Here is a 5,096-nt window from a genome sequence, read left to right as displayed (position 1 = left end):
GGCCGCCGCCGGCGGCGTGCTCCTCGCCGGCGGCGGGCTGCTCGTCGCGCTGCGCGGGCACACCTGGTCGGCGCTGTCCGCCCGCTACCGGGCCCCGGCGGCCCGGCCGGTCGACGCCTGGGAGGCCATCGACCGAGGCGACGACCCGACCTGATCCTGGCCTCAGCCGATCTCGGGGCGGGCCGGCAACCGGTCGCTGGCGGGCGGACTGCCAGGTGTCGGCTGCCTTACGGTCGGCAACAGTCCCTCCGGATGATCAACAGACGGACAATCACGATACGTGGGCATGGTGTCCGCGCATCCGGTGTGCAAAGGTTTTTCAGCCTTCTCGTTTCACTGTCCTCGGTCCTGTGTCAACCGGTGAGCAACCGGCGGGTGTGAGCATTCGAGCCCTTCGGCGGGGGGCGGATGCCTGCGGCACACGCCTGGCCTAACATCGGCGCCATGGCCGCGACAGCCACGGGCACAGACCGATGAGCGTTCTCGACGACATCCTTGACGGGGTGCGCGTGGACCTCGCCGAACGGGAGGCCGCGACCCCCCTGGCGGCGCTGAAGCGACGCGTCGAGCGCGTTCCCGATCCCAGGGACGCGCTGGCGGCGCTGCGTAGCCGGGCCGTCGCGGTGATCGCCGAGGTCAAGCGCCGTTCCCCGTCCAGGGGCGAGCTCGCCACGATCGCCGACCCGGCGGCGCTGGCGGCCCAGTTCGAGGCGGCGGGCGCGGCGGCGATCAGCGTCCTGACCGAGCGGCGCCGGTTCGGCGGGTCCCTGGCCGACCTGGACGCCGTGCGCGTCGCGGTGGACGTGCCCATCCTGCGCAAGGATTTCGTGATCTCCCCGTACCAGGTCTTCGAGGCGCGGGCGCACGGTGCCGACATCGTCCTGCTGATCGTGGCGGCGTTGGAGCAGCCCCGGCTGGTCGGCCTGCTCGAGCGGGTCGAGTCGCTGGGCATGACCGCCCTGGTCGAGGTGCACGACGAGCAGGAGGTCGCGCGGGCGGTCGACGCGGGAGCGAAACTGATCGGCGTCAACGCGCGTAACCTGCGGACGCTGGACGTCGACCGTGCCACCTTCGCCCGGCTGGCGCCGCTGCTGCCGCCGGGGGTGGTCAAGGTCGCCGAGTCCGGCGTGCGCGGGCCGCACGACCTGCTCGCCTACGCCGCGGCCGGCGCCGAGGCGGTCCTGGTGGGGGAGGCCGCGGTGACCGGCACGAATCCCCGCCAGACGGTCGCGGACCTGGTCACCGCCGGCGCGCATCCAGCCACCAAGGTCGGCCGCTGACTCGCCGCCGGCCCACCGCTGACGTGTCGCCGGGCCGCCGCTGACGTGCCGCTGACGTGCTGCTGGCTCGCCGCCGATGTGCCGCCGGCTCGCCGCCGGCCCGTGGCTGACCTGCCGCTGATGCGCCGCCGGCCTGTCGCGCACGGAACATCCCCAGGGCGATAGGTTCACGCAGTGACCTCCGCCGTGACTCCAACCGCCGGGCCCACCGACGCGGATGCCGTACCGGTGGGCCCGCTGCCCGACAGCGCCGGGCACTTCGGGCGCTTCGGTGGTCGTTTCGTCCCCGAGGCGCTGTTCGCCGCGCTGGACCAGCTGACCGACGCCTACGCGGCCGCGCGGGCCGATCCCGGTTTCGCCGCCGAGCTGGGCGGGCTGCTCGCGACGTACGCCGGCCGGCCCACCGCGCTCACGGACGCGGCCCGGCTGACCGCGCACGTCGGCGGCGCCCGCATCCTGCTCAAGCGGGAGGACCTGGCCCACACCGGCTCCCATAAGATCAACAACGTGCTCGGCCAGTGCCTGCTCACCCGCCGGATGGGCAAGACCCGGGTGATCGCCGAGACCGGCGCCGGCCAGCACGGGGTGGCCACGGCCACCGCCTGCGCGCTGCTCGGCCTGGAGTGCGTGGTCTACATGGGCGAGGAGGACACCTCCCGGCAGGCGCTCAACGTCGCTCGGATGCGGCTGCTCGGCGCCGAGGTGGTGGCCGTCGCCTCGGGCAGCCGCACCCTCAAGGACGCGATCAACGAGGCCATGCGGGACTGGGTGGCCACGGTGGACACGACCCACTACTGCATCGGCTCGGTGATGGGGCCGCACCCTTTCCCGATGCTGGTCCGTGACTTCCAGCGGATCATCGGGGTGGAGACGCGGGCACAGGTCCTCGAGCGTGTCGGCGGGCTGCCCGACGCGGTGGTGGCCTGCGTCGGCGGCGGCTCGAACGCGATGGGGATCTTCCACCCGTTCATCGGCGACCCCTCCGTCCGGCTGATCGGCGCCGAGGCCGGCGGCGACGGGCTGGCCACCGGCCGGCACGCGGCCGCGATCGCCGGCGGCGCCCCCGGCGTCTTGCACGGCATGCGCACGTTCCTGCTCCAGGACGCCGACGGGCAGACGCAGGTGTCGCACTCGATCTCGGCCGGGCTGGACTACCCGGGCATCGGTCCCGAGCACGCCTGGCTGCACGAGACGGGCCGGGCGACCTACGGGGTGGTCGACGACCGGGCCGCCATGGACGCGCTGCGCCTGGTGGCCCGGCTGGAGGGCATCCTGGTCGCGATCGAGAGCGCGCACGCGTTCGCCGCCGCGTTCGGCGTCGCCCGGGATCTCGGCCCGGACGCCGTCGTCGTCGTGAACTGCTCGGGGCGCGGTGACAAGGACGTCGACACCGCGGCGAAGTGGTTCGACCTCCTCTGACGGCCCTCCCCGGCGGGAACGCCGGCAGCGACGAAAAACACCACCGTCAGGAACGAACACCACCGCCAGGAACGAGCAGCGCCAGCGGCGGGAACCACGCCGAACCAGCTCCGCGCGGCGGGTGCCAGGCAACGGCCTGGCCGCCGCCGACGGCGGAACGGATCACGGAACGGACCAGGGTGCGAAGTCTTTCGGATGAACGGAGCCTCGCCGGTGAGCCCGACGAGCGAAACGAGCCCGGCGAGCGGAACGAGCCCGGCGGGCAGAGCCGGCTGAGCCAGGCCTTTGCCCGGGCGCGCGCCGACGGGCGGGCGGTGCTGGTCGGCTACCTGCCGGCGGGCTTCCCCTCGGTGGCCGGCGCGGTCACGGCGATGCGGGCCCTCGTCGAGGCCGGGGTGGACGTCGTCGAGGTCGGCCTGCCCTACTCGGACCCGACCATGGACGGCCCGGTGATCCAGGCCGCGTCCGACGCGGCCCTGCGCCGCGGGGTCACCACCGCCGACGTCCTGCGCACGGTGGAGGCGGTGGCCGCCACCGGCGTGCCGGCGCTGGTGATGACCTACTGGAACCCGGTCGAACGCTACGGGGCCGCCGCGTTCGCGCGTGATCTCGCGGCCGCGGGCGGAGCCGGCGCGATCACACCGGACCTGCCGCCCGAGGAGGCCGGCCCGTGGCTCGCGGCCACCGCCGACACCGGGCTCGACCCCGTCTTCCTGGTCGCGCCGAGCTCGACCGACGCCCGGCTGGCGCGGGTCGCCGCGGTCAGCAGGGGCTTCATCTACGCGGCGTCGCTGATGGGCGTGACCGGGGCCAGGGAGCGGGTGGGCGCGCAGGCGGCCGAGCTGGCCCGCCGGGTCCGGGCCGTGACCGACACGCCGGTCGCCGTCGGGCTCGGTGTGAGCACGCCCGAGCAGACGGCCGAGGTCGCCGGCTTCGCCGACGGGGTGATCGTCGGATCGGCTCTGGTCAGGGCGCTGCTGGACGCCGAGCGCGCGGGGGCGGATCCGGAGGAGGCGGCGGTGGCGCTGCGGGGGGTCGTGGCCGGGCTCGCCGCCGGGGTGCGCCGCTCCGGGCCGTCCGTGCCACGGGGATGATCCCTGCCGTCCCTGCCGTCCCTGCCGTCCCTGCCGTCCCTGCCGTCCGAGTCGCTCCCGCTGCCCGTAGTGGTGCCGTGACTACAGGATCGTTTGATAGTGATTTGCAACTTTTTGTAGTGTTTCGTGGCGTCCGCTGATAGCTGGTGACGTCCAGTAATATTGCTGGCGTAATTGATAATCTTCGGTGACAATCTGCCGGTTACTTACGGCAACGCTTGTGGCATGCGGCGATGTGGGGCGCGGCGAGGGCCAGGTTACGGGCGGTATAGCTTGGCCCGTGTGGTCCTAGCCGCGATTCCCAGCCCCTCGACGGGCATCCTGTATGTAGGCCCCGTTCCACTGAGGGGCTACACCCTGATGATCATCATCGGTATCGTGATCGCGACCGTGATCACCGGTCGGCGGCTGCGCGCGCGTGGCCAGCCCTCCTATCTCGCTACCGACGTGGCGGGGTGGGCTGTCCCGTTCGGTGTCGTCGGAGCGCGGATCTACCATGTCGTCACCAGCCCGGACGCCTATTTCGGCGCCGGCGGGGACCCGGTCGACATCCTGCGGGTCTGGCATGGCGGGCTGGGGATCTGGGGCGCGGTCGTCGGCGGGGCGCTGGGCGGGTGGCTCGCCTGCCGGCGCCGCGGGGTCGCCTTCGGCCTGTTCGCCGACGCGGCGGCCCCGGGCCTGGTCCTGGCGCAGGCTGTCGGGCGGGTCGGCAACTGGTTCAACCAGGAGCTCTACGGGCGCCCGACCGGCCTGCCCTGGGCGCTGCGGATAGACCCCCGGCACCAGCGTGTCCCCGGCGAGCCGCTCTACCATCCCACCTTCCTGTACGAGGCGCTGTGGAACGTCGGGGTGGCCGGCGTCCTGCTGTGGGTGGACCGCCACCACCGGCTCGGCCGGGGCAAGCTGTTCGCGCTCTACGTGCTGCTCTACACCGCCGGGCGGGCCTGGATCGAGGCGCTGCGCATCGACGAGGCGCACACCTTCCTCGGGGTGCGGCTCAACGACTGGACGTCGCTGGTCGTGTTCGCCGCCGCGGCGCTCGCCCTGGTGTTCCTGCGCGCTCCCGCCGACCTCCCGGCGTCCGCCGACGCACCCACCGACGATCCCAGCCCCACTGCCAGCCCCGCCGCCGGGCCCACGGCAGAGCCCGCTGCCGAGTCCGCTGCCGAGTCCGCTGCCAGCCCCGTGGCCACCTCCACCGCCGGCGGGCCCGCGGCAGGGCCCGCTGCCAGTCCCGCCGCCGGGCCTGCGGCAGAGCCCGCCGCCGAGCCCGCCGCCGAGTCCGCTGCCGAGTCCGCTGCCG

General features: G+C 73.8%; 5 protein-coding genes. All 5 read left to right on the top strand.

Translation table 11 applies throughout. The annotated features are described in order from the left end of the window. On the top strand, positions 1 to 154 hold a 154-nt coding region (locus NBX02_RS13965; RefSeq protein ID WP_445548427.1), incomplete at its 5' end, for a Trp biosynthesis-associated membrane protein. A 319-nt stretch (positions 155 to 473) separates the two neighbouring features. Then, entirely contained in the window at positions 474 to 1,280 is an 807-nt protein-coding gene (gene trpC, locus NBX02_RS13960) for an indole-3-glycerol phosphate synthase TrpC (RefSeq protein ID WP_250287169.1), read from the top strand. A gap of 186 nt (positions 1,281 to 1,466) precedes the next feature. Beyond that, positions 1,467 to 2,699: a tryptophan synthase subunit beta gene (gene trpB / locus NBX02_RS13955; protein ID WP_445548426.1), complete on the top strand. Its 1,233-nt coding sequence runs from the start codon at positions 1,467 to 1,469 to the stop codon at positions 2,697 to 2,699. 179 nt (positions 2,700 to 2,878) lie between these two features. Next, positions 2,879 to 3,793 carry a tryptophan synthase subunit alpha gene (gene trpA, locus NBX02_RS13950; RefSeq protein WP_445548425.1) on the top strand — a complete coding sequence of 305 codons (915 nt, stop codon included), beginning with the start codon at positions 2,879 to 2,881 and terminating at the stop codon, positions 3,791 to 3,793. 282 nt (positions 3,794 to 4,075) lie between these two features. Beyond that, on the top strand, positions 4,076 to 5,096 hold a 1,021-nt coding region (lgt, locus tag NBX02_RS13945; RefSeq protein ID WP_250287171.1), incomplete at its 3' end, for a prolipoprotein diacylglyceryl transferase.

Source organism: Protofrankia sp. CiP1_Cm_nod1, from assembly GCF_920888515.1.
Taxonomy (GTDB): domain Bacteria; phylum Actinomycetota; class Actinomycetes; order Frankiales; family Frankiaceae; genus Protofrankia.
This window is presented reverse-complemented; position numbering and strand designations above follow the sequence as displayed.